This is a genomic window from Leisingera sp. ANG-DT (assembly GCF_000813785.1).
GTDB lineage: Bacteria > Pseudomonadota > Alphaproteobacteria > Rhodobacterales > Rhodobacteraceae > Leisingera.
Window position 1 is genome coordinate 590 of sequence record NZ_JWLE01000028.1, and the last position, 292, is coordinate 881.

The 292-nt window shown below is 66.8% G+C and carries 1 protein-coding gene; it reads right to left on the minus strand.

Annotated features, from left to right (window positions below):
• A partial coding sequence (locus tag RA21_RS18405; RefSeq protein WP_152610589.1) for a P-loop NTPase occupies positions 1-292 on the minus strand: 292 nt, incomplete at both ends.

A 292-nucleotide genomic window follows, 5' to 3' on the forward strand; every position in this document is an offset into this window, starting at 1 on the left:
AGGCCTGGGCCATTGGCCCCTCCCCCGCGGCGATGGGCGTGCCGCTGTCGCCGGCCAGGCGGGTCTCCAGATCAATCGGCAGCGCGCCCAGCAGCGGCAGGCCCAGAGTCTCGGCCTCTGCCGCGACGCCGCCGTGGCCGAAGATGTGATGTTCGCCGCCGCAATCGGGACAGGTGAAGAATGACATGTTCTCAATCAGTCCCAGCACCGGGGTCTTAAGGGTGTTGAACATGTCCATCGCCTTGCGTGCGTCCAGCAAGGCCACATCCTGCGGGGTGGAGACCACGATGGC